The organism is Knoellia locipacati, from assembly GCF_007992835.1.
In the GTDB taxonomy this organism is placed as follows: Bacteria; Actinomycetota; Actinomycetes; order Actinomycetales; family Dermatophilaceae; genus Knoellia; species Knoellia locipacati.
The window spans coordinates 151098-169325 of sequence record NZ_BKBA01000002.1 but is presented as its reverse complement, the minus strand read 5'-3'; the positions used below and the strand labels follow the sequence as shown (position 1 = coordinate 169325).

At 72.3% G+C, this 18228-nt stretch carries 19 protein-coding genes; 11 read left to right on the top strand and 8 right to left on the bottom strand.

The features are described from left to right. Window positions 1-61: 61 nt before the first annotated feature. Window positions 62-2224 carry an NAD-dependent DNA ligase LigA gene (ligA, locus tag KLO01_RS01255; protein ID WP_246135992.1) on the top strand — a complete coding sequence of 721 codons (2163 nt, stop codon included), beginning with the start codon at window positions 62-64 and terminating at the stop codon, window positions 2222-2224. Window positions 2225-2283: 59 nt separating this feature from the next. Here ligA and KLO01_RS01250 read toward each other — a convergent pair whose 3' ends face one another. Together KLO01_RS01250 and KLO01_RS01245 are read right to left on the bottom strand one after the other, a co-directional pair. Continuing rightward, the gene (locus KLO01_RS01250; protein ID WP_147061726.1) at window positions 2284-3321 is read right to left on the bottom strand and encodes a hypothetical protein; all 1038 of its coding nucleotides are present in this window, start codon (window positions 3319-3321) and stop codon (window positions 2284-2286) included. Then, window positions 3318-3623 (bottom strand): type VII secretion target, encoded by a 306-nt coding sequence (locus KLO01_RS01245; protein WP_147061725.1) that lies wholly within the window; start codon window positions 3621-3623, stop codon window positions 3318-3320. The genes KLO01_RS01250 and KLO01_RS01245 overlap by 4 nt, the downstream gene beginning before the upstream one ends. Before the next feature lie 176 nt (window positions 3624-3799). Between KLO01_RS01245 and KLO01_RS01240 the strand changes: the two genes are divergently transcribed. Continuing rightward, the gene (locus tag KLO01_RS01240) at window positions 3800-4168 is read left to right on the top strand and encodes a hypothetical protein (RefSeq protein ID WP_147061724.1); all 369 of its coding nucleotides are present in this window, start codon (window positions 3800-3802) and stop codon (window positions 4166-4168) included. A gap of 15 nt (window positions 4169-4183) precedes the next feature. Here the strand turns inward: KLO01_RS01240 and KLO01_RS01235 are convergent, their stop codons facing one another. Then, window positions 4184-4573: a hypothetical protein gene (locus KLO01_RS01235; protein WP_147061723.1), complete on the bottom strand. Its 390-nt coding sequence runs from the start codon at window positions 4571-4573 to the stop codon at window positions 4184-4186. Next, complete coding sequence (locus KLO01_RS01230; protein WP_147061722.1) at window positions 4570-5004, bottom strand: YbaB/EbfC family nucleoid-associated protein; 435 nt, start codon at window positions 5002-5004, stop codon at window positions 4570-4572. The genes KLO01_RS01235 and KLO01_RS01230 overlap by 4 nt, the downstream gene beginning before the upstream one ends. Window positions 5005-5143: 139 nt before the next feature. Here KLO01_RS01230 and KLO01_RS01225 point away from each other — a divergent pair, with 139 nt between their 5' ends. Next, entirely contained in the window at window positions 5144-5857 is a 714-nt protein-coding gene (locus KLO01_RS01225) for a transporter substrate-binding domain-containing protein (protein WP_246135991.1), read from the top strand. On the opposite strand, the gene KLO01_RS01220 is transcribed toward KLO01_RS01225, so the two are convergent. Next, window positions 5851-6501 carry a GntR family transcriptional regulator gene (locus KLO01_RS01220; RefSeq protein WP_147061720.1) on the bottom strand — a complete coding sequence of 217 codons (651 nt, stop codon included), beginning with the start codon at window positions 6499-6501 and terminating at the stop codon, window positions 5851-5853. The two genes, KLO01_RS01225 and KLO01_RS01220, sit on opposite strands and share 7 nt — an antisense overlap. A gap of 79 nt (window positions 6502-6580) precedes the next feature. On the opposite strand from KLO01_RS01220, the gene acnA reads away from it, so the two are divergent. After that, window positions 6581-9172 (top strand): aconitate hydratase AcnA, encoded by a 2592-nt coding sequence (acnA, locus tag KLO01_RS01215; RefSeq protein WP_222611903.1) that lies wholly within the window; start codon window positions 6581-6583, stop codon window positions 9170-9172. Here the strand turns inward: acnA and KLO01_RS17010 are convergent. After that, window positions 9117-9821, bottom strand: a complete 705-nt coding sequence (locus KLO01_RS17010) for a GntR family transcriptional regulator (protein WP_186827868.1) — start codon at window positions 9819-9821, stop codon at window positions 9117-9119. The two genes, acnA and KLO01_RS17010, sit on opposite strands and share 56 nt — an antisense overlap. 65 nt (window positions 9822-9886) lie before the next feature. Here KLO01_RS17010 and KLO01_RS01205 point away from each other — a divergent pair, with 65 nt between their 5' ends. From KLO01_RS01205 to KLO01_RS01185, 5 genes are read left to right on the top strand one after another with little or no spacing between them, the layout of a single operon-like run. After that, window positions 9887-10972, top strand: a complete 1086-nt coding sequence (locus tag KLO01_RS01205; RefSeq protein ID WP_147061719.1) for an Ldh family oxidoreductase — start codon at window positions 9887-9889, stop codon at window positions 10970-10972. Next, window positions 10969-11298, top strand: coding sequence for a putative quinol monooxygenase (locus tag KLO01_RS01200; protein WP_147061718.1), 330 nt, complete (start codon window positions 10969-10971; stop codon window positions 11296-11298). The genes KLO01_RS01205 and KLO01_RS01200 overlap by 4 nt, the downstream gene beginning before the upstream one ends. Beyond that, window positions 11295-12356, top strand: a complete 1062-nt coding sequence (locus KLO01_RS01195) for an isocitrate/isopropylmalate dehydrogenase family protein (RefSeq protein ID WP_147061717.1) — start codon at window positions 11295-11297, stop codon at window positions 12354-12356. Before KLO01_RS01200 ends, KLO01_RS01195 begins: the two co-directional genes overlap by 4 nt. Before the next feature lie 2 nt (window positions 12357-12358). After that, window positions 12359-12799: a cupin domain-containing protein gene (locus tag KLO01_RS01190; protein WP_147061716.1), complete on the top strand. Its 441-nt coding sequence runs from the start codon at window positions 12359-12361 to the stop codon at window positions 12797-12799. Further along, window positions 12796-14181 (top strand): aldehyde dehydrogenase family protein, encoded by a 1386-nt coding sequence (locus tag KLO01_RS01185; RefSeq protein WP_147061715.1) that lies wholly within the window; start codon window positions 12796-12798, stop codon window positions 14179-14181. Before KLO01_RS01190 ends, KLO01_RS01185 begins: the two co-directional genes overlap by 4 nt. Here the strand turns inward: KLO01_RS01185 and KLO01_RS01180 are convergent. Together KLO01_RS01180 and KLO01_RS01175 are read right to left on the bottom strand one after the other, a co-directional pair. Next, window positions 14163-14873 carry a response regulator gene (locus tag KLO01_RS01180; RefSeq protein ID WP_246135990.1) on the bottom strand — a complete coding sequence of 237 codons (711 nt, stop codon included), beginning with the start codon at window positions 14871-14873 and terminating at the stop codon, window positions 14163-14165. The genes KLO01_RS01185 and KLO01_RS01180 overlap by 19 nt on opposite strands. 2 nt (window positions 14874-14875) lie before the next feature. After that, the gene (locus tag KLO01_RS01175) at window positions 14876-16540 is read right to left on the bottom strand and encodes a sensor histidine kinase (RefSeq protein ID WP_222611901.1); all 1665 of its coding nucleotides are present in this window, start codon (window positions 16538-16540) and stop codon (window positions 14876-14878) included. Window positions 16541-16711: 171 nt separating this feature from the next. Here KLO01_RS01175 and KLO01_RS01170 point away from each other — a divergent pair, with 171 nt between their 5' ends. Together KLO01_RS01170 and KLO01_RS01165 are read left to right on the top strand one after the other, a co-directional pair. Next, window positions 16712-17725, top strand: coding sequence for a Bug family tripartite tricarboxylate transporter substrate binding protein (locus tag KLO01_RS01170; RefSeq protein WP_371860182.1), 1014 nt, complete (start codon window positions 16712-16714; stop codon window positions 17723-17725). Continuing rightward, window positions 17725-18228 (top strand): tripartite tricarboxylate transporter TctB family protein, encoded by a 504-nt coding sequence (locus tag KLO01_RS01165; protein ID WP_147061714.1) that lies wholly within the window; start codon window positions 17725-17727, stop codon window positions 18226-18228. Before KLO01_RS01170 ends, KLO01_RS01165 begins: the two co-directional genes overlap by 1 nt.

The following is an 18228-nucleotide window of genomic DNA, read 5'->3' as shown; positions in this document are numbered from 1 at the left end:
GACGGCAGACGGGCGGCGTGGACGGCGCGTCCCTGTCGGTGCTCTGCGGCAGGATGAGCGGGTGAGCGAGAGCGACCTGTCCGTGGTGTCCGAGTCCGTCGGCGAGCCTGCAGCGCAGGCACCCGAGGACGTCCGTCACGAGTGGACCGACCTCGCCGAGCAGGCGACGGCCCACCAGTTCGCCTACCACGTCAAGGACGCGCCGACCGTCAGCGACGGTGAGTACGACCGGCTCATGAAGCGGCTCAACGCCCTCGAGGAGCAGTACCCCTCGCTGCGCACGCCCGAGAGCCCGACCCAGACCGTCGGTGGCGCGATCTTCTCGACCGACTTCCAGGCCGTCGACCACCTCGAGCGGATGCTCAGCCTCGACAACGCCTTCTCGCCCGACGAGATGCTCGAGTGGGCCGGCCGGGTCGAGCGCGAGGCGGGTCAGGGCTTCCACTACCTCTGCGAGCTCAAGATCGACGGACTCGCGATCAACCTCCTCTACGAGAAGGGCCGCTTGACCCGGGCGCTCACCCGTGGCGACGGCCGCACCGGCGAGGACGTGACCCTCAACGTCAGGACGATCGACGGCATACCGACCGAGCTCAGGGCGGGGACGGCGCACGACGTGCCGGACCTCGTCGAGGTGCGCGGTGAGGTCTTCTTCCCGATCGAGGCGTTCGGCGACCTCAACGCCTCGCTCGTCGAGGCGGGCAAGCCGCCGTTCGCCAACCCCCGCAACGCCGCCGCCGGTTCGCTGCGGATGAAGGACCCCCGCGTCACCGCCACGCGGCCGCTGCACATGCTCGTCCACGGCATCGGGCGTCGCGAGGGGTTCGACCTCACCCGGCAGAGCGAGGCCTACGCCGCGCTCGAGGCGTGGGGGATGCCGGTCTCGACGCACTTCCGCGTCGTCGACACGATCGACGAGGTCAACGCGTTCATCGTCTCGACGGGGGAGCACCGCCACGACGTCGAGCACGAGATCGACGGCGTCGTCGTCAAGGTCGACGAGATCGCGGTGCAGCGCCAGCTCGGAGCCACCTCCCGGGCACCGCGGTGGGCCATCGCCTACAAGTACCCGCCGGAGGAGGTCAACACCAGGCTCCTCGACATCCAGGTCAACGTCGGTCGCACCGGCCGGGTCACGCCGTTCGGGGTCATGGAGCCGGTGCTCGTGGCCGGGTCGACCGTCGAGCGGGCGACGCTGCACAACGCGACCGAGGTCGTCCGCAAGGGCGTGCTCATCGGCGACACCGTCGTGCTGCGCAAGGCCGGTGACGTCATCCCCGAGATCCTCGGCCCGGTCGTCGACCTGCGCGACGGCAGCGAGCGGGCCTTCGTCATGCCGACCGAGTGCCCCGCGTGCGGCACGCCGCTGGCCCCCGAGAAGGAGGGCGACAAGGACATCCGCTGCCCCAACAGCCGGACCTGCCCGGCCCAGCTGCGCGAGCGGCTGTCCGGTCTCGCCGGCCGTGGTGCGTTCGACATCGAGGCACTCGGCTGGGAGGGCTCGGTGGCCCTGCTCGAGTCCGGTGTGCTCGCCGACGAGTCGACGCTGTTCGGTCTCACCGCCGACGACATCGCACGCGTCCCGCTCTACACCCGTGCCGCCAGGAAGACCGACCCCGAGGACGCCGTCGTCGAGGGCCGGGTCCTCTCCGCCAACGGCGCCAAGCTCGTCGCCAACCTCGAGTCGGCGCGGACCCAGCCCCTGTGGCGGGTCCTCGTGGCCCTGTCCATCCGTCACGTCGGGCCGACCGCCGCGCGTGCCCTCGCGCAGCACTTCGGCTCGATGGCCGCGATCCGCGAGGCCAGCGTCGAGGAGCTGTCCGGGGTCGAGGGCGTCGGCGGCGTCATCGCCGAGTCGGTGCGCGACTGGTTCGACCGCGAGGGCAACGAGTGGCACCGCGCGATCGTCGACCAGTGGGCCGCCGACGGTGTCCGCATGGAGGACGAGCGCGACGAGTCGGTCGAGCAGACCCTGGCGGGCAAGACCGTCGTCGTCACCGGGTCGATGGAGGGCTACAGCCGCGACGAGGCCAAGGAGGCGATCCTCGCGCGTGGCGGCAAGGCGTCGGGCTCGGTCTCGAAGAAGACCGACTACGTCGTCGTCGGGCCGGGTGCCGGGTCCAAGGAGACCAAGGCCCGCGAGCTCGGGCTGACGATCCTCGACGAGGCAGGCTTCGTCACCCTGCTCGAGACCGGATCGGCGGATCCAGCCCCCGAGGCCTGACGGCGACGCACACCGTCACCACCGGCGCCTGACGGCCACGGTGGCCGCCGTGCCCACGGTCAGCCGTGGGGGACCGGCTCCCGCTTGATCTGGCGGTCGAGCGCGTCGGTGATCGCCTTGAGGGCGTCGGTGACGTTGGTCGGCTTGCCCTCGCGCAGGGCGTCGGAGACCGCCTTGTCGAAGAGGTCGGGGTTGCGCTGGATGAACCACTGGTACTTCTGACGGGCCTGGACGACGGCGAGCTGCTCGCTCACGGTGGCCTTGTCGATGCCCGGGATCTTCTTGAGCCAGCCGCCGTCCTCGTTGAGGACGTTGCGCCACTTGAGGTTCGGGTGGTTCGGCACGGAGTAGCGGTCACCGAGGAAGCGCGGGATGTCGTTGAGGATGTCCTTGAGCTTGCTCACCAGCGAGTCGAGGTCGTGGACCGAGTTCTTGAGCCCCTTGATCTTGGGCACGATCTCGGCGGCCAGGGCGGAGACCCGGGTCGTCGCCTGGTGGATGACGAGCGGGGTCGCGGCACCCAGCGTGATGACGAGCTCGGCGACGTAGCTGCAGATCGCTCCGGCGATCTGGGCGAGGGCGTCGCGCAGGAGACCGTGGACGAACCCGACGATGACGGCACAGGCCTCGAACCCGACGGACATCGCACCGCTGCCGACCTCGAGGATCTTGAGCTTGCGCAGCTCGTTGCGCACGTGCTCGCGGTAGGCCGCGATGTTGGGGCCCGACATGCCCTCGAGCTTGCTGTCGGACTCGCTCTTGAAGTCGTCGCGGACGCCGCCGACCTCGATCGAGACGTTGAGCCAGGTGCCGGCGAACGCCGAGACCGCCTCGGGGTTGCCGGTGAGGTCGTCGAACCAGCCCTTGATCGGGTCGAGGTGGTCGATGATCCATCCGATGCCTGCCGCGAACAGGGACCCGAGCGGGTCCGAGTAGGTCGCCACGACATCGAAGCCCACGGCCACCCCGGAGAGGGCGAAGTCGACCCAGCTCTCGTCCTTGATGCTGTTGGCCACACCCATGCCGGAGTCCAGCAGCCCGGCACCGCTGTGCCAGCTGCGCTCCGACGGCGCGACGACCAGGGGGTTGTCGCTCATCGCTCGCCCGCCTTGATGACGCGGTTGCTCGCGCCGGTGTCGTCGGACTCGTACTGCTTGACGACCTGCCTGAGGTTGCGCATCGTCTCGGTCATGTCCTTGGAGCTGTTGCTGATGGCGCCCTGTGCGATGCCGGCCAGCCCCGTCGCAGCCGTGGCGAGGAAGACGTTGACCAGACCGAACGCGCTCGAGTCGAGGGTCGTCTGCCCGGCCGAGGACGCCGTGCTGAGTCGTGCCGACAGGCTGGCCACCTCGTTGGCGTGGCCCCCTATGTCGTCGGGCCTGACGTCGAACTGCGTCATCGCGGATCCCCTCCCTGGGTGCAGTGTCACCGGCTCGGTGCGCTGTCATCCTAGGTCGGTCCCGGGAGCATGCGCGATGGGGAGCACTCCCCGTCCGATCGTGCGCTCGGCGTCGGCCGCGGGTCTGCCGGCGTCGCCCGGCCGACGCACGTCACCCAGCGGCTAGGGTCGTGCGCGTGCCTGCCGACACCGACACGGAACTGTTCCTCTGGGGAGCCCGCGCCTTCGCCGTCATCGCGTTGCTGGGCGTCGTCGCCATCCTCGCGGCCGTGTGGTGGCTCATCGTGAGGCCCGTCATCACCGAGGCGCTGCGGGCCAACGAGGCGGGCAGCTGGTGGCTGCCGTTCCTCCCGGGCCCCGACGGCGGCTACGGCCCGCTCGCCGACAACCACTGGTGGAGCGCGATGCGGGCGAGCGCGCCGGGCAGCGGTGCGGCCCTGGCGCTGCGCTGGGGCTTCTGGGGGTTCGTCGCCGTGGCGCTCACGGCAGGCATGGTGCGGGCACTCGTCCAGCTCGCTCAGCTGGGCCTGAAGCTCTGGGACTGAGCCCGCAGGGCGTCGTCAGCGGCGCTCGTCGCCGACGTTGAACCTCGCCTCGACCGAGCGCGAGATGGTGTCGACCTCGGCCGAGTCGGACCCGAACGCCGCGACCGCGCTGTCCCTGATCTGGCGTGCCAGCAGCGCCTGGGCGTCGGCCACGGCGCCCAGGATGGACGCGGCGACCGCGTCACCGCCGCCGGCGCAGGCCGACGTGGGGACCGTGAGACCGCGCAGGCCGCCGGTCCCGGAGACCGTCGCCACGACGCCGTCCCTCACGCCCTCGGCCGTCATCGCGTCGACCGAGGCTCGCCACGCGAACGCCGCACGCGCGCGGGCCACGGCGCGGTCGAGGTCACCCTGTGCGGGGATGTCGCCGTCGAGACCGAGGTCGAAGCCGCCGGTGCCGCTCACCACTGGCCTCCGTCGTTGCGTGCGTGAGTGGAGTCCGGCTCGTCACGCGGAGCCGTCTGGTTGGCCGTGAACTCCTGGCTCACGACCCGTGTCGTCGCCGAGTCCTCGCCCCATGCGCGCGCCGTGAGCTCGTGCACCTGCGCGGTGACGTCCTCCTGCGCGGTCCGGACGGCAGCGAGGACGCCCAGCTCGACGACGCGGCCACCCTTGGCGGCGACGACGTCGCTCACCGTGAGCCGGCGCAGCACACCCTCGGCGTCGACCTCGACGCGGACGCCGCCCCGCTCGGCCTCGCCCGTGCCGCTCACGGCCGTGACCGCGGCGCTCCAGTCGGCGGAGCGCTCGGCCCTCGCGCGGGCCTCGGCGACGGCACCGTCGGGGTCGTCCCACCTCTGCGCGCGCCGTCGTTCCTCATCGGGGCTGGTCGTCATGCCGGTCAGGGTAGCCGTGGTCGGCGCCGGGAGGCAGGACAGACCTCCCGCAAGGTCAGCGGGCGCCCGGAGGCCCGACGCGGTCCAGCTGCCGAGCATCGCGGGGCGCGACACCCGTGGGGGTGGGAGCATCGCGATCGTGACGACCACACCCGACCTCGCGCCCTCCGGCGTCCTGCGCGCCTCGATCAACCTCGGCAACGCCGTCCTGACCAACGGCTCGGCCGATGACCCGGCCGGGATCACGGTCGACATCGCCCAGGAGCTCGGCCGCCGGCTCGGGGTGCCCGTCGAGCTGGTCCTGTGGGACGCGGCTCGCAAGTCCGTCGACGCGGTCCGCGACGGCGCGGCCGACGTGTGCTTCCTTGCAGTGGACCCGGTGCGTGCAGAGGAGCTCGCCTTCTCGTCGCCCTACGTCCTCATCGAGGGCGCGTATGCCGTCCGCGACGCCTCCCCGCTCCGCTCGGCGTCCGAGGTCGACCGGGACGGGATACGGATCGGGGTCAAGACCGGGTCGGCCTACGACCTGCACCTCACCCGCGAGATCACGAGTGCGGAGATCGTGCGTGGGTCGGACGGTGTCGACGTCTTCGAGCAGGAGGGCCTCGACGTGGCCGCCGGTGTGGCACAACCGATCGAGGCCTACGTGGCGGCCAACCCGGGCCTGCGTGTCCTGGACGGTGCGTTCATGCAGATCCCGCAGGCCGTCGCCATCTCACGTCGTCACGACGACGGGACCATCGCCTGGGTGGGCTCGGTCGTGGACGAGCTCATCGAGTCCGGGTGGGTCGGCGAGGCCCTGGCCCGCCACGGTCACGACCCGGCCCTCGCGGCACCCGCCGAGGGTCACTGACCGAGCTGTCGCACCGCCCGGGCCCCGAGGCTCGTGCCGATGTGGCCACGCATGACCTCGGCCGCGGTCTCGCCGTCACGGTCGGCGATCGCAGCGACGAGGGCTCGGTGCTCCTGCGCCTTGTCGCCGGCCTCGGACCCGTCGGCGCTCGGGTCGCCACCCGCCAGGACGAGGAGCCGGTAGCGGTCGGACTGGTCCCACAGCTGCTCGAGCGACGCCACGAGCAGCGGGTTGTGACCCGCGGTGTAGACCGCGCGGTGGAACCGCCGGTGCGCGCCGAGCTGCTCGACCGTGGTCCCGGACGCGAGGGGCTCCAGCGCGTCGAGCGCCGCACGCATCTCGGCGAGGTCGTCGCTCGTGCGCCGCTCGGCGGCCAGGGCCGCGGCCAGGGGGTCGAGGGCAGAGCGCAGCTCGATGAGGTCACGAGCCTGCTCGGCCCGCAGCTCGGTGATGCGGGCGTCGCGGTGCGAGTCGAGGTCGACGAGCCCCTCGGTCATGAGCCGACGGAGCGCCTCGCGCAGGGGAGTGGTCGAGATGCCGAGCGTCGCGGCGAGCTCGCGCTGCTGGAGGACCTGTCCGGGTGCGAGGGCGCCGGAGAGGATGCGGTCACGCAGCAGCTGGTAGGCCGACTCGCTCTTGGTCATGGTTATAACCCTATCCCAGCATGTGAGGCGCTCGCGCAGGCGACTTGCGGAGATAGGTTATAACCGTCATGCTCGGCGGGTGACGGCCCCCGATGTGTTCTGCACGGCGACCCTGGACCACCGGGGTCGGCGCTATCCCATGGTCGACGTGCCCCAGCTCCTCGGTGACGACCCGTCGCGCCACCCCTACGTCCTGCGGCTGCTCGCCGAGAACGTCGCGCGCTGCATGAGCGGGGAGGAGCGCGAGCGCGCGCTCACGGCGCTCCGGTGCTGGGTCACCACCCGCACGAGCCGTGTCGAGATCGACGTCACGCCGGGCCGGCTGCTCATGCACGACACGACGAGCACGCCGGCACTGGTCGACCTCGCCGCCATGCGCGACTGCCTGGCCGAGGCGGGTCGGGACCCCGAGGTCCTCACCCCGCGGCTGCCGGTCGAGGTCTCGGTGGACCACTCCCTCGCGGTCGAGGCCTACGCGTCCGCGGACGCCGTGGAGCGCAACCAGGCCCTCGAGCTGCGACGCAACGGGGAGCGCTTCTCGTTCCTCAAGTGGGCGGCTTCGGCGATGCCCACGGTGCACCTCAACCCGCCGGGGACCGGCATCATGCACACGATCAACCTCGAGCAGCTCGCGACCGTGAGCGAGGTGGTCGACGGCTTCCTGCGGCCCGACGTCATGCTCGGGACCGACAGCCACACGCCGATGGTCAACGGCCTGGGTGTCCTGGGGTGGGGGATCGGCGGCCTCGAGGCGGAGCTGGTCATGCTCGGGTTGCCCACGACCCTGCGGATCCCCGACGTCGTCGGTGTGCGGCTCGTGGGCGCGCTGTCCGAGGGCGTCACGGCGACCGACCTCGCCCTCACGGTGACGCACCTGCTGCGAGAGCTCGGGGTCAACGGGGACTTCGTCGAGTTCCACGGCCCGGGGGTCACGACGCTCACCGTCGGGCAGCGGGCAGTGGTGGCCAACATGGCGCCCGAGTACGGCGCGACGACGGGCTACTTCCCGGTGGATGCGGCCGTGGTGTCGTACCTCGGGCTCGTGGGTCGGGACCGCGTCGACGCCGGGCTCGTCGAGGCGCACCACCGCGCCGCCGGGCTCTGGTTCGACCCCGGCCTCGACCCGGACTACACCCGAACCCTCGAGCTCGACCTCGCTTCGGTGGGGCGGACGGTCGCCGGGCCCACCCGGCCGCAGGACCGGCTGCGGCTCCACGGCATACCGGAGGCGGTGGGGGAGAGGCCCAGCGAGGGTGACGGCGCGATCCCGGCGGCACCGGTCGCCATCGCGTCGATCACGAGCTGCACCAACACCTCCGACCCGTCGCAGCTCGTCGCCGCGGGCCTCCTCGCGCGCAACGCGCGACGTCACGGGATCACGAGCAAGCCGTGGGTCAAGACCTCTCTCGCCCCGGGATCGCCTGCGGCACAGTGGTACCTGCACAGGTCCGGGCTCCTCGACGACCTGGCGTCGGTCGGCTTCGCCCTCGTCGGGTTCGGCTGCACAACGTGCATCGGCAACTCCGGCTCGCTGCCCCCGGAGGTCGAGGCGGCCCGGCGTGCGGGCCGGGCGAAGCCCGTGGCGGTGCTCAGCGGGAACCGCAACTTCCCGGGTCGCGTCCACCCCGACCTGGACACCGGCTTCCTCATGTCGCCGGCGCTCGTCGTGGCCCACGCGCTCCTCGGGGACGCCGCGCAGGACATCGAGTCCGCCGTCCTCGCCACCACGGCGGACGGTCGCTCCGTGCGGCTGGCCGACCTCATGCCGACCGACGCGGAGGTCGCCGCCGCGACGGCCGAGTCGGTGGACGCCGACGACTTCCGCGAGGCCTTCGCGCAGGCCCATCGGAGCGAGGCCTGGGCCGCGCTCGACGCGCCCACGGGTCCGACCTTTGCCTGGGACCCGGACTCGACGACGTTGCGACGACCGCCGTTCGCGCGGGCGGACGCCCCGGCGCCGGCCCCCTTCTCGGCGCATCCACTGCTCGTCCTCGGCGACGACATCACCACCGACCACATCTCGCCGGCGAGCGCGATCCCGACCGACAGCCCGCTGGCGGACTTCCTCGTGGCGCGCGGTGAGCCCCGCGAGGACCTCGGGGTGCTGGCCGCGCGACGCGGCAACTGGGAGGCGATGGTGCGCGGCGCCTACGTCAACGCGACGATGGTCAACGCCCTCGCCCCGGGCGGAGCGCCGGGCACGACCCGGCACGCCGACGGCTCGGTGGCGCCGGTGTTCGAGGTCGCCGAGCGCTACGCGGCGCAGGGGCTGCCCACCGTCGTCGTGGCCGGCGAGCGCTACGGGATGGGCAGCTCGCGCGACTGGGCCGCCAAGGCGCAGCACCTGCTCGGGGTCCGTGCCGTGCTCGCCGCGTCGTTCGAGCGGATCCACCGCACGAACCTCGTCGGGATGGGGATCCTGCCCCTGGTCCTGCCGCCGCACCTGCGTCGCACGCTCGGCGAGATCCGGGCGTCGGACCGCCTCGTCGTCGACCTCGATGCCGAGACGCTCGCTCCCGGCGTCGTCGTGCGGGTGCGGCACGAGCGGGCCGACGGCGGCGCCACCGACCTCGACCTCGTCGCGGCCCTCGAGACGACGGTCGAGGTCGAGCTGCTCAGGTCGGGAGGCGTGATCCCGATGATCCTGCGGCGGGAGACGGCCCGAGGCTGACCTCGAGCTGGGCCACGGTCGCCTCACGCGCGGCGAGCACGTGCTGCTCGGCCCGTGCACCGGCCTGCACCGCGTCCGCCGCGGCGATCGACTCGACGATGCCGCGGTGCTCGGTCAGGGCCGCGGCGCGGCGGTCGGGCGAGGCGTTGCTGAACCGGCGGTAGCGCGCGAGCTGGCCCTCGATCTGCGCGAGCACCCGGGACGCCCAGGAGTGGTCGGCGATCCGCTCGATCTCGACGTGGATCGCGTGGCCCGACTCCATGGCGCCCTCGGGGAGGCCGGCGAGGGCCTCGTTGCGCTGCAGCAGGGCCGTGAGCCGGTCCACGTCGGCGGGCGCGGCCCGCTCGGCCGCGGCGGAGGCGACGAGGGCCTCGAGACGGGCGCGGACGGCATACAGCTCCGCAGCGTCTCGCGTCGAGAGGCGACGCACGACCATGCCGCCGGTCGGGAGCTGTTCGAGCAGGTCCTCGGCGAGGAGCAGCCGCAGGGCCTCGCGCAGGGGGGTGCGGCTCACCCCGAGGGCGGCGGCGAGCTCGGTCTCGTGGAGGCGACGGCCGGGCTCGAGCCGCATGTCCTGGATCTGGGCGAGGAGCTCCTCGTAGACGAACTGCGCGCCGTTGCGACGTCGGGGGCTCGCGCTCGTGGACATGGGGGCATCCTGCCCCGTGACGGATCACTTGTCTACTTGTATACAAGTATGCCACCATGGTCGTCATGACCCCGAGGACCGTCGCCGCAGCGCCGCTCGCCACGTTCATGGCCGACGTGGCCCGCGCCCACGGCGTGCCGTCACACGATGCAGACCTCCTGGCCGACACGCTCCTCGTCGCCGAGCTCTGGGGGCACCCCTCGCACGGTGCGATCCGGCTGCCCTGGTACCTCACCCGCATCCGGAGCGGCGCCATGCGGGCCGTGACCGAGGTCGAGACCGTGCGCGACACGGGCAGCGTCGTCGTCCTCGACGGGCACGACGGCCTCGGCCAGGTCGTCACGCAGCGGGCGGTCGAGCTCGGCGTCGACCGAGCCCGCGAGCACGGCATCAGCGCGGTCGCGGTGCGCCGCTCGGGCCACTTCGGGACTGCTGCCTACTTCACCCGATATGCCGCGGAGCGCGGCTTCATCGCGCTCCTCGCGACCAACGCCTCCCCGGCGATGGCGCCGTGGGGCGGGCGCACGAAGCTCGTCGGCACCAACCCCTGGTCGATCGCGGCACCCGGCCCGGACGGTGACGTCCTCGTCATGGACATGGCCAACACGGCGGTGGCGCGCGGCAAGGTCTACGTCGCCGCGGACCGGGGGGAGGCGATCCCGCAGGGCTGGGGAGCCGCCGCCGACGGCACGCCGACCACCGACCCGCGCGAGGCGATCGAGGGGCTCATCCTCCCGGTCGGTGGGGCCAAGGGCTACGTCATGGCGTTCATGTTCGACGTGCTCGCCGGCGTGCTCACGGGGAGCGCGTTCGGCGCCGACGTCGTCGGGCCCTACCGCCCCGAGGGGGCGAGCGGTGCCGGTCACCTGCTCATCACGCTCGACGTCGCGGCGTTCGCCGAGCGTGAGGAGTACGACGTCCGGGTGGCGGCGCTGGCCGAGCAGGTGCACTCCAGCGAGCCGGCCTCCTGGTCCGACGGGGTGCTCACCCCGGGCGAGCTCGAGGACCGCAACCGGCGACGCGCGGAGGCGGACGGCATCCGGCTCTCCGACGCGACCTGGTCCGAGCTCACGACGCTCGCCGACGCCACGGGCGTCGCCCTCCCCGCCACCACCACGGAAGACACCCCCACCCCCAGGGAGAACGCATGATCTCGCTCATCGTCCGGCTGGACGTCGTCCCCGAGCGCCGGGAGGAGTTCCTCGCGGCCATCACGAGCAACGCCGCCTCGACCTTCGGCGACGAGCCCGGCTGCCTCCGGTTCGACGTCTGCCAGTCGCAGACCGACCCGCACCACTTCGTCTTCTACGAGATCTACCGCGACGAGGCGGCGCTCGAGGCGCACCGGGCCGCACCGCACTTCGCGCAGTGGCGCGAGGCGGTCGCACGCACCGTCGTACCCGGCAGCCAGGTCAACACCGTCACAGATCTCGTTCTCGCACACCGAGAGGGCGACAAGGGCGGGGTGACGGCATGAGGCTGCTCCTGCTCCCCGGCGACGCCATCGGGCCCGAGATCAGCGCGGCCACCGAGCGGGTGCTGCGCGCGGTCGACGAGGCCTTCGGGCTCGACCTCGAGATCGAGCACGCCGACATCGGCTGGGCGGCGCACGAAGCCGTGGGCGAGACGATGCCGCAGGCCGTGCTCGACCGGGTCGGCGAGGTCGACGGCACCATCCTCGGGCCGGTGTCGCACCTCGACTACCCGTCGCGGGCCGAGGGCGGCTGGAACCCGTCGGCCGCGATCCGGACGACCTACCGGCTCTACTCGAACGTCCGCCCCGCGCGCAGCATCCCCGACCTCACGGTGCTGCCCGAGGCCCTCGACCTCGTCATCGTCCGGGAGAACACCGAGGGCTTCTACAGCGACCGCAACATGGTCGCCGGGAGCGGCGAGTTCATGCCCGACCCCGACCTCGCACTCTCGGTCCGCAAGATCTCGCGCCGGGCCTGCAACGCCGTCGCCGAGGAGGCCTTCCGGCTCGCCGCAGGCCGACGGCAGCGGGTCACGGCGGTCCACAAGGCCAACGTCCTCAAGCTCTCGGACGGGCTCTTCCTCGACGAGGTGCGGGCCGTGGCCTCGCGGCACCCCGACATCGAGCTGCGCGAGCTCATCGTCGACGCCGCCACCGCCCACCTCGTGCGCTCGCCGCAGGAGTTCGACGTCGTCGTGACGACCAACATGTTCGGCGACATCCTGTCCGACCTCGCGTGCGCGCTCTCGGGCAGCCTCGGGCTCGGCGGGTCGCTCAACATCGGTGACGAGGTCGCCGTGGCCCAGGCGCAGCACGGCTCCGCGCCGGACATCGCCGGGCAGGGAGTGGCCAACCCGACCTCGCTCATCCTCTCGACCACGATGCTCCTGCGCTGGTGGTCGCAGCGGACCGGCGCCGAGCAGTTCGCCCGGGCCGCCGACGCCGTCGACGCGGCCGTCACGGCGCGCATCGCCGACCCCTCCACCCGCACCCGCGACCTGCGGGGGAGCCTCAGCACCGAGCAGTTCACCACCGCCCTCCTCACGAAGCTGGAGTCCTGACCATGACCGACCGCACCGCACCCGACGCCCCCAACCTGCTCGTCCGACCCGACGAGGTCGAGCCGTTCGACCGCGGCAACGGCGTCCGCACCATCCCCTACGTCGGCAGGTGGAACTGCGAGACCAACCACGTCACGACCGGGCAGACGCAGTTCCAGGAGGGGACCGGCCTCCCTCTCCACAGCCACAACGTCGAGGAGTCGGTCCTCATCCTCGAGGGCGAGGCGGTGGCCGAGATCGACGGGCAGGAGTTCGAGCTCGTCGCGGGCGAGGCCACCTGGGTGCCTGCCGGTGTGCCGCACCGCTTCTACAACCGCGGCACCGGCTTCATGCGGATCTACTGGGTCTACGGCGGGCGCGACGTCACCCGCACGATCACGGCGACGGGTGAGACGTTCGAGCACCTCTCCGAGGCCGACCGGGGCGGGCTGAGCACCCCGTGACCGTGATCGAGACGTTCGACCCCGCCACCGGGAAGCCGCTCACGACCCATCCGGTCATGGACGACGCCGCGATCGAGGCCGCGGTGGTCGAGGTGGCGGATGCTGCACTGTCCTGGGCGAACGTGCCTGTCGCACAGCGGTCCTCGCTCCTGCTCCGCGTCGCCGACACCCTCGAGGCGCAGCGCGAGGCGCTCGCCGCGCTCATGACCTCCGAGATGGGCAAGCCCCTGCGCGAGGCGCGCGGCGAGGTCGACAAGTCCGCGACCACGGCCCGGTGGTACGCCGAGAACCTCGATCGGCTGCTCGCTCCGCAGCAGGTCGACGTGGGGGGAGCGGCGAACGCGTGGGTGACCCGTGAGCCGGTCGGGCCGGTCCTCGCGGTGATGCCGTGGAACTTCCCGCTGTGGCAGGTGATGCGGTTCGTCCTGCCCGCGCTCGGGGCCGGCAACACCGTCCTGCTCAAGCACTCGCCCAACGTCACCGGTTCGGCGCTCGCCATCGAGTCGCTGCTGCTCGATGCCGGTGTGCCGCAGGGCGTCCTGCGTGTCCTCGTCGTCGACGAGGCACGAGTTCCCGAGGTCACCGAGCGGCTCATCGACGACCCGCGCATCGCCGGTGTCACGCTCACCGGGAGCAACCGCGCCGGTGCCGCCGTCGGCGCCGCGGCCGGACGTGCCGTCAAGCCCTCCGTGCTCGAGCTCGGGGGGTCCGACGCCTTCGTCGTGCTCGCCGACGCCGACGTGGCGGCGGCGGCCGAGGCCGCCGTGCGGGCGAGGTTCCACAACAGCGGCCAGTCGTGCGTCTGCGCGAAGCGCTTCGTCGTCGCGGCGGAGGTCGCCGACGCCTTCCTCGACCGCTTCCTCCTGGGAGTCGCCAAGCTCCGCGTCGGCGACCCCACGGACGAGGCCGTCGACGTCGGCCCGATGGCTCGCGACGACCTGCGCACGGCGATCCAGCGCCAGGTCGACGAGTCGGTCGCCGCGGGAGCCCGGCTCGTCGCCGGTGGCGCGGCGGTCGAGGGGGAGGGCTGGTTCTTCGAGCCCACCGTCCTCACCGTCGACGGTCCCGGGGTCCCCGTCTTCGACGAGGAGACCTTCGGGCCCGTCGCCGCGGTGGTCGTGGCCACGGACGACGACGACGCCGCCCGCCTGGCCGGCGCGACGGCATACGGGCTGGGCCTGTCCGTCTGGAGCGCCTCGACCGAGCGCGCGGTGGCGCTGGCCGCCAAGGTGACCACGGGTGCGGTCTTCATCAACTCGGTCGTCGCGTCCGACGTCCGGGTGCCCTTCGGGGGCACGAAGCAGTCGGGCTACGGGCGCGAGCTGTCGGCCGAGGGGATGTACGCGTTCATGAACCAGCGGACCTACTGGGCCGCCGTCTGATAGCGACGCTCGGGGCGGCCCGCCGAACCGTACCGGTGACGGACGGCGGCCGCTCCCGAGTCGACGAGGTACTCGAGGTAGCGCCGGGCGCTGCTGCGCGCGATCCCCACGGCCTCACCGCACTCGGTGGCGGACAGGCCGTCGTCGCCGGCGCCGGCGAGTGCCGTGCTCACGAGGCTGACGGTCTCGGCGCTGATGCCCTTGGGGAGCGAGGTCCGGCCGCGTCCGGCCGGGCCGGCCCGGAAGAGGCGGTCGGCCTCCTCCTGCTCGACCGTCGTGTCGGGGTCCTGGCCCCGGATCCGGGAGCGGTGCAGGGCGTACTCCGCGAGGCGTCGGCGCAGCTCCTCGAGCTCGAACGGCTTGACGAGGTACTGGTAGACGCCGGACTGCATCGCCTGACGGAGCGAGTCGAGGTCGCGGGCGGCGCTGATGACGATGACGTCGCAGTCGACGCCGATGCCGCGGAGCCGGCGCAGCACCTCGAGGCCGGTGAGGTCGGGCAGGTAGACGTCGAGGAGCACGAGGTCGGGACGCTTGTCCTTGACCATGGCGAGCGCCTGCGCGCCCGTGCTCGCCACACCGACGACCTCGAAGCCGTCGAGCCGGGCGACCGTGCTCGAGTGCAGCCGGGCCACCATGAAGTCGTCGTCGACGACGACGGTGCGGATGGGGAGGGGGTCGGTGATCGCCACGGTCAACCCGTCGGGAGGCTGACCGTGAAGACGGCGCCGTCGTCGTTGCTCACACTGACCTCTCCACCTCGTTTGGTGCAGACCATACGCACGAGGGCCAGCCCGATGCCGCGCGAGGACCCGGGTTCGCTGTCCTTGGTCGACCAGCCACGGACGAAGAGCGTGCCCATGTCGTCGGCCGGGACGCCGGGACCGTTGTCGTGCACGACGAGGCGGACGCTGCCACCGTCCGGGCCGCTCACCGCGACCCGCACCCGGCCGCTCATGTCGGGGACGGCCTCGAGGGCGTTGTCGACGAGGTTGCCGAGGATGGTGTTGAGGTCGGTCGAGAGGTCGCCGTCGAGACGGGCCAGGCGGCTCTCGTCGTCGAGGTCGAGCGTGATCCCGCGCTCGGCGGCCTGCCGGGACTTCGCCATGAGCATCGCGGCGACGGCCGGGTCGGCGACGGCCGTCCCCACCCGGGCGGTGAGCTCGGCCTCGTCGGCGGTGATGTGCCGGATGTAGTCCGTGACGTCGTCGTACTCCTCGAGGGCGATGAGCCCGGCGACGACGTGCATCCGGTTGCTGAACTCGTGGGCCTGGGCGCGCAGGGAGTCGGTGGTCGCGCGGGTCACGTCGAGGTCGCGTTGGAGCTCGAGCAGCTCGGTCCGGTCGCGCAGGGTGGCGACGTGGCCGACCAGCCGACCCTGCTGGCGCACCGGCATGACGTTGGCGGTGACGAGGCGTCCGCGCACGAGCATCGCGCGGTCGACGGAGGGGACCTCGGGCTCGTCGGCGACGGAGACGGTCGGTCCGCTGCGCAGCCGTCGTGACGGGAAGAGCGCGAGGAGCGGCCGGTCGGCGCCCAGCTCGGAGAGCGAGTGGCCCACCGCGCCGGCCTGGGGGATGGACAGGAGGGTGGCGGCCTCGTCGTTGATGAGGGTCACCCGCCCGGTGAGGTCGACGGCGAGCAGCCCCTCCTTGATGCCGTGCAGCACCGCCTCGCGCTGCTCGACGAGGCCGGCGATCTCGCGCGGCTCGAGCCCCAGGGTCTGCCGCTTGACGCGCCGGGCGAGGAGGAGCGAGCCGACGACGCCGATGACACCGGCGAGGCCGAGATAGGTGAGGAGGTTCGGGGTGATCGTCGCGAGGTCGTCCCAGGCCGAGGGGGAGGGGCGCGTCACGGCGACGACCCCGACCGGCTCGAACTCGCCGGGCACGATGACCGGCGCCATCGCCATGATCGTCGTCGGGTCGTCGTCGTCACCCTCACCACCGAGCCAGGAGCTGCCCTCGAAGGCCTCGGTGCGGGGCAGGCGGCGGACGGGGTCGTCGGCCGCCGCAGCGACGACGGAGCCGTCGACCGTGCGGGCGAGGTAGACGCCGTCGGAGGCCGACAGGGTGCGGGCCGACTCCAGGGCGGCCTGGGCCTGCGACATCCAGGCCTCGCCCTGCGGGCCGAGCACCTGGCGGACGCCGGGCTCCTGGGTGACCTGCTCGGCCACCTGGCGGGCGCGGCGGACCTCTCGGTCGGTGACGCCCGCACCCTGCTGAGCCACGGAGAGCGCGCCCACCGCGACGAAGACGATGCTCACGATGAGGAGCTGGGTCGCGAGCATGCGACCGGCGAGGGTCTGGGGCCAGATGCGACGCAGCGCCGCCCGCACCCGTCCTGACCGTCGTCGCACCACCCCATGATTGTGCCGGTCACGGCTGGGAGCACCCGCAGCACCGTGAGCACAAAGAACTCAACGGCGTCTGTGCCCGCAACCGTGACATGCGGGCCGGCAGGCGCGACCGTTGCCTGCGACGCACCCCACGGTGCACCCGTCACGCACCCCTCGACAAAGGAGTCCCCCGTGCGCATGACCTCCCTGGTCCGCAGCGCCGCGATCACCGCGGCCGCTGCCCTCGCCCTCACCGCCTGTGGCGTGAGCAAGACCGACGACACCGCCTCCGGCTCCGACAGCAGCGCCTCGGCGCAGAAGCTCTCGGGCCTGCGCATCATGGTCCCGAACTCGCCCGGCTCGGGCTACGACCAGACGGCCCGCGCCGTCTCGGCCGACCTCCAGTCCGCGGGCCTCAGCGGCTCGATCGAGGTCTTCAACCAGGCCGGCGCCGGCGGCACGGTCGGTCTCGCCCGTCTCGTCAACGAGAAGGGCAAGGGTGACCTCCTCATGCAGATGGGACTCGGCGTCGTCGGTGCCTCCTACAGCAACAAGTCGGAGGCCAAGCTCACCGACACCACGCCCATCGCCAAGCTCATCGAGGAGTCCGAGGCGATCGTCGTGTCGAAGGACTCGCCCTACAAGACGCTCGACGACCTCATCAACGCCTGGAAGGCCAACCCGGGCGCCGTGCCCGTCGGTGGCGCCTCCAACCCCGGTGGCCCCGACCACCTCACCCCGATGCTCCTCGCCAAGACCGTCGGGCTCGACGCCAAGAAGGTCAACTACGTCGCCTACGACGGCGGTGGCGAGCTCATGACCGCCGTCCTCGGCAAGAAGCTCGGCTTCGCCGCCACCGGCGTCAGCGAGGTCGTCGAGCAGGCCAAGTCCGGTGACGTGCGCGTCCTCGCCGTGACGAGCGACAAGGCCGTCGAGGGCCTCGACGCCAAGCCCCTCAAGGACCAGGGCGTCGACATGGTCTTCACCAACTGGCGTGGCCTCGTCGCCGCCCCCGGCATCACCGACGCCGACAAGAAGAAGCTCGTCGACGCCGTGACCGCCCTACACGGCACCGACGAGTGGAAGAAGACGCTCGCCGACAAGGGCTGGGCCGACGCCTTCGTCACCGGTGACGAGTTCAGCACCTTCCTCACCACCGAGAGCGACCGCGTCGCGGGCGTGCTCAAGGAGCTGGGTCTCGCCTGATGAGCGACCAGGTGCAGAAGCGGGGGGAGGGGCGCTCCGAGTACGGCGTGTCCCTCCTCCTGCTGGCCCTCGGGATCGTCGCGATCGTCGACGCCCTGGGCCTCATCGAGCGGGGCGCGCGCGGCTTCATGACCGCGCGGACCGTCCCGATGTTCGTCGGCGGCCTCCTCATCCTCTGCGCCGTGCTCCTCGCGGTCGACATCGCTCGCGGTGGGCGCGGTGAGCAGGAGGAGGGTGAGGACGTCGACCTCAGCGGCGGCGCGGACTGGCGGACGGTGGCGCTGCTCGCGGCGGCCTTCGCCTTCAACGCGGCCTTCATCGACCGCCTCGGCTGGCCGATCACCGGAGCCGTGATGTTCTTCGGCTCGGCCTACGCGCTGGGTAACCGCCACTACGTGAGGCTCGCGGTCATCTCCGTCGCGCTGTCCCTCGTCACGTGGTACGGCTTCTTCCTCGGTCTGGGCGTCAAGCTCCCGGCCGGGCTCCTGGACGGGATCCTCTGA

Excerpts from the sequence above, each read along its gene's own strand:
- KLO01_RS01200 (WP_147061718.1), top strand. The coding sequence starts at position 10,969 with ATGATCTCGCTCATCGTCCGGCTGGACGTCGTCCCCGAGCGCCGGGAG.
- KLO01_RS01205 (WP_147061719.1), top strand. The coding sequence starts at position 9,887 with ATGACCCCGAGGACCGTCGCCGCAGCGCCGCTCGCCACGTTCATGGCC.
- KLO01_RS01220 (WP_147061720.1), bottom strand. The coding sequence starts at position 6,501 with ATGACCAAGAGCGAGTCGGCCTACCAGCTGCTGCGTGACCGCATCCTC.
- KLO01_RS01195 (WP_147061717.1), top strand. The coding sequence starts at position 11,295 with ATGAGGCTGCTCCTGCTCCCCGGCGACGCCATCGGGCCCGAGATCAGC.
- KLO01_RS01165 (WP_147061714.1), top strand. The coding sequence starts at position 17,725 with ATGAGCGACCAGGTGCAGAAGCGGGGGGAGGGGCGCTCCGAGTACGGC.
- KLO01_RS17010 (WP_186827868.1), bottom strand. The coding sequence starts at position 9,821 with ATGTCCACGAGCGCGAGCCCCCGACGTCGCAACGGCGCGCAGTTCGTC.
- KLO01_RS01245 (WP_147061725.1), bottom strand. The coding sequence starts at position 3,623 with ATGACGCAGTTCGACGTCAGGCCCGACGACATAGGGGGCCACGCCAAC.
- KLO01_RS01190 (WP_147061716.1), top strand. The coding sequence starts at position 12,359 with ATGACCGACCGCACCGCACCCGACGCCCCCAACCTGCTCGTCCGACCC.
- KLO01_RS01250 (WP_147061726.1), bottom strand. The coding sequence starts at position 3,321 with ATGAGCGACAACCCCCTGGTCGTCGCGCCGTCGGAGCGCAGCTGGCAC.
- KLO01_RS01230 (WP_147061722.1), bottom strand. The coding sequence starts at position 5,004 with ATGACGACCAGCCCCGATGAGGAACGACGGCGCGCGCAGAGGTGGGAC.